At 35.0% G+C, this 4,729-nt stretch carries 3 protein-coding genes and 1 pseudogene; 3 read left to right on the top strand and 1 reads right to left on the bottom strand.

Annotation, left to right across the window (positions count from 1 at the left end; translation table 11 throughout):
- Nucleotides 1-1,879: cell division protein FtsA (locus A194_RS0114755; RefSeq protein ID WP_017187572.1), on the bottom strand; the 1,879-nt coding region annotated here is incomplete at its 3' end.
- Between the two features lie 202 nt (nt 1,880-2,081).
- Between A194_RS0114755 and A194_RS0114750 the strand changes: the two genes are divergently transcribed.
- The 3 genes and pseudogenes from A194_RS0114750 to A194_RS18700 all read left to right on the top strand — a co-directional run.
- Nucleotides 2,082-3,161, top strand: coding sequence for a bifunctional 3-deoxy-7-phosphoheptulonate synthase/chorismate mutase (locus tag A194_RS0114750; protein WP_017187571.1), 1,080 nt, complete (start codon nt 2,082-2,084; stop codon nt 3,159-3,161).
- A gap of 347 nt (nt 3,162-3,508) precedes the next feature.
- Entirely contained in the window at nt 3,509-4,504 is a 996-nt protein-coding gene (gene ccpA, locus A194_RS0114745; protein WP_017187570.1) for a catabolite control protein A, read from the top strand.
- A 43-nt stretch (nt 4,505-4,547) separates the two neighbouring features.
- Nucleotides 4,548-4,729 (top strand): annotated as a pseudogene (locus A194_RS18700) (motility protein A); the annotation flags it as partial.

Genomic DNA, 4,729 nt, shown 5'->3' with positions numbered 1-4,729 from the left:
GATTAACTGGTTGACTATCATATATAACAGTTATAGAATCTTGTAAATTAATTTCTAAAAGCTCTAATAAATCACTCACTGTTATATGATCAGTTATTTCATAATAAATTTGGTCATATTCCTTAATCGTTGTATCAAGTTGTGCAAGCCTACTGTTATGATATAACGTTAGCATTTGGTCTTTAATGAGGTAGTCTTTACCATTTATCTTTATTTTAAAGGGATGAACTTTTTCATGAATACTAGAATCAACATGTTGAATAAGTACATCTTTAACAGTTGTTTTCGGTTGCCAATTTATTTCGTCACCATCTTGAAGCAAATCATCACTATGAGCCACACGACCATTCAACTCTACTTTTTGTGGTATTTTTATTCTCGAATCATTAAGTTGGACCGTTAAATCTTCTAGAGGCCCAGTTAGATCTTGGACTGTAATGTTAGGGGTTTTACCATCTTCACCTTGTAAAACTTCGATTTCATCACTGTGAGAAATGGAGTCTCGGATTGAGGCTGTTTTTTCATTGATCTTGATCGTTGGTGCAGTCCCATATGTTCCTGGAAGTGTGATAGATTTACCGTTAAATGTCACGACGATTCCCATACCAGGCTTTCCATAAAGTTTTTTAAGTTCTATTCCAGCCGCAAGTAAGCAATCACCAATTGTTAACTGCTTAATATCGAATAATCGGACCATTCGTTCATTAATCGTTACACTGATGTAATGGACTGGACTTTGTTGTGATGCAATAGCAATTCCAATCGGCGTTACATATTCAGGGCTACTTGGTAACTGGTCTTGCCCTTTTAAGTCTTTAATTGCTTCAATACCACGCACTGCTACTCTGTTTTTCGGTAATTGTAGTTTATCTGCAATGTATTGTGTTAGATTTGGAGTTAAACTACCGCCGCCAACTAACATAACGGCTTGTGGTGATTGTTTATTAAGCTCAATCACTTGGTTACATATAGAATCAGCTAATTGATCTATAGCGTAATGAACTTCTTTTGTTGCTTCTTCAATTGGAACTTCAGATGTAAAGCCTAATATATCTTCAATTTCCATTTTATTTTCTTCCACTAACTGTCTTTTTGCTTCTTCTGCTTGATGGAAATCTAATAAATACTGTTGGCTTATTGCTTCTGTAATTTCATCTCCAGCTTTAGGAACCATTCCATAAGCAATGACAGTACCCTCTTTTGTAATTGCAATATCACTCGTTCCAGCACCGATATCAACTAATGCAACGTTTAATTTTCTCATAGATTGTGGGATTAGTACTTGAATTGCGGCAATTGGTTCCAATGTTAAAGCTTGCATTTCTAATCCAGCTCGTTGTAACGCTGATAATAAAGACTCGACAACAACTTTAGGAAGAAAGGTCGCGATAATATCCACCTGAGCTTGTTCACCTTGTTGGTCGATTAATGAGCCGATCTCTTGTTCATCTAAATAGTAATGTAAAACTGAATAACCAACACAATAGTATTGTGTACTAGAGGCTTCTTCCTCCTGTTCAGCTAGTTGATATTGAGCTTGTTGTACCGCTGCTAATTCTAAATGAAATATATCATCAGATGTCATTAGCGGTTGTTCGGAAATGTTAACCGTAACAGAACTATTCATCGTCTTTAAAGCGCGACCGGCAGCTGCAACACACACTTCATTTAATGTGCCATGCTTTGCTTCTAGTTCATTTTTAACTTCTTGAATAACATCTGATACAGCAATAATATTATGTATTTGTCCATCTACCATAGAACGTTCTTTATGCTCACGTGAAACCATATCAATAACACGATAAACATTGTCTTCTTTTTGTAAAATAAGGCCTACTACAGTGCGAGTCCCGATATCTAAAGCAAATAAATGGTTCATATTACCACCTCTTTATTAAATACAATGTTCAAAGCTTTAAGCTGAGAGAATGACAAGACTTCAGTCGTTCGATATAATAATTGTATATTATCTTATCACTTTGAATCGTTGAATTTAGCGAATTTTGTATAAAAATAACGTAATTAAGGTTAATGTACCATAAAAGTTCATGTATATAAACTAAATTTGGAGGCAAGCTTTCATGAGTAATCATTTAGATCAATTAAGAGAAGAGCTCGATCAAGTTAATATTAAAATTTTAGAACTAATTAATGAACGTGGCCGTCTCGTTAAAGAAATCGGCGATATTAAAACATCACAAGGAATGAAAGCATATGATCCTGTAAGAGAGCGAGAGATGTTAAATCATATTGTAGAACAACACGAAGGGCCTTTTGAATATTCAACTATTGAGCATTTATTTAAAGAAATTTTTAAAGCGGCTAAAGAATTACAAGAGGATGACTATCAAAAAACGTTGCTCGTCTCTCGTGAGAAAAAACCTACCGATACGGTTGTTAATGTAGGTGATGTATCAGTTGGGAATGGTCAATCTCAATTCGTAATTGGACCATGTTCTGTTGAATCCCAAGCACAAGTTGACACAGTGGCTAAATCAGTAAAAGAGCAAGGTGTTAATATTTTAAGAGGTGGCGCATTTAAACCACGTACTTCTCCTTATGACTTTCAAGGGTTAGGAGAAGAAGGTCTTAAAATATTAAGAAATTCTGGTGACCGATACGGCTTGAAAGTTGTTAGTGAAATTACGAATCCGAAAGATATTGAGATCGGTTCACAGTATTTAGATATTATTCAAATTGGCGCACGCAATATGCAAAACTTTGACTTATTGAAAGAAGCAGGGAAAGTGAACAAACCGATTCTGTTAAAGCGTGGTTTAGCAGCTACCATTAATGAATTTATGAATGCAGCGGAGTATATTGTTTCACAAGGGAATAGTGACCTAATTCTTTGTGAAAGAGGTATTAGAACATACGAAACAGCAACTAGAAATACGTTAGATATTACAGCTGTACCTGTATTAAAACAAGAAACTCACTTACCAGTTATGGTTGATGTGACTCATTCTACGGGACGTCGAGATCTACTTTTACCTGCGGCCAAGGCAGCACTAGCAGTAGGAGCTGATGGTGTGATGGCAGAAGTACATCCAGACCCAGCTGTTGCTCTATCAGATTCACAACAACAAATGGATATCCCAACGTTTGAATATTTCATGGAACAATTAAAACAACCTAATGTTACAGCTCATAACATATAAATAGATTTGTTTAAAAAAGGTCGTAGCGTATATACTTCGATCTTTTTTGTTTTGTAGCCACACATTTATTGAACCTTACACGGTTTTCTTTTATAATTGCATAATTGTTCGGCCGTTAAGGCGAGTTTAATGGTGTTTAACGAAATAACTATGCGGTTAGAAAATTCAATGAAATAAGTTTAATTAACGTTATGAATGGACTATGTTTTCATGTATAATAAGAGAAAATTATGTATTTCATAAACATGAAAAAATAGGAAAAACTATTATCATATGTTGACTATTTTAGCTCTGTAAATCTGTACAGGGCTTTACTAAAAGTTTATTTTACAAGGAGTCGTTGAAAGATGGGTGTAACAATATACGATGTAGCCAAAAAAGCTAATGTATCAATGGCAACAGTATCTCGAGTAATTAATGGAAACACAAACGTAAAACCGACAACTAGGCAGAAGGTGTTAGACGCTATTAATGAGTTAGGGTTTAGGCCGAATGCCGTTGCACGTGGTTTAGCAAGCCGTAAAACGACATCAGTTGGTGTTATTATTCCTGATATATCGAACCTTTTCTTTGCAGAACTTGCAAGAGGTATTGAAGATATAGCATCAATGTACAAGTATCATATTATTTTAAGTAGCTCAGATCAGCAGAAAAATAAAGAGCTTGATTTACTTGATAATATGTTAGAAAAACAAGTTGATGGTGTCATCTTTATGGGGTCATCAGTAACAGATGAACATATTGAAGCATTTAAACACGCTAATGTTCCCGTTATATTAGCAGCTACGGTTGATGAATCTCAGTCATTAGCTTCAGTTAATATTGATTACTACCAGGCGATGAAAGAAGCGGTTCAGTTTTTAGCTGAACATAATGATGAAGCAATTGGCTTTGTCACATCTCCATTGAATGCCACAATTAATGAAATGAAAAAACAAGGATATGAAGATGCTTTAAATGACAAAGGATTAAGTTTTAATCAGGAGTTAATTTATGCTGGTGACGATAGTTATAATTCAGGAATTGAAGCGGCTAATTATTTTCTAAGCTTACAAAAACGTCCAAAAGCAATTATTACTTCTTCAGATGAAATGGCACTTGGTGTCATTCATGGCGCGCAAGACCAAGGTGTTAAAATCCCTGAAGAAATTGAAGTGATCGGTTTTGACAATACGAGGTTAGCCAATATGGTTCGACCAACTTTAACAAGTGTTTTACAGCCGATGTATGATATTGGTGCTGTTTCAATGCGTTTACTTACAAAATTACTACGTGGTGAAGAAATTGACCAAGAACAAGTAACATTACCTCACAGAATTGTAGAAAGAGACTCAACAAAATAAAAAATATGTCGATATTCATGGTAGACAGGTTAATAGAAATAGGGTGAGAGGTAATGAAAAAAGAGATTTATTAACACCGATTGGAATAGCCCTTGGTGCAACCATGATTTTGTTAGGAATTTTCTTTAATGACGGAATTTCTGGTGTCAGTTCATTTGTGCAAGTTAGTTCATTTATCGTTGTAATCGGGGGATTGTTAGGAGCATTATTCGTTAACTTCAATCT

Source organism: Alkalibacillus haloalkaliphilus C5 (assembly GCF_000269905.1).
GTDB classification, from domain to species: domain Bacteria; phylum Bacillota; class Bacilli; order Bacillales; family Alkalibacillaceae; genus Alkalibacillus; species Alkalibacillus haloalkaliphilus_A.
Note: the sequence above shows the minus strand (reverse complement) of the source record. Positions and strands in the feature narration are given on the sequence as shown.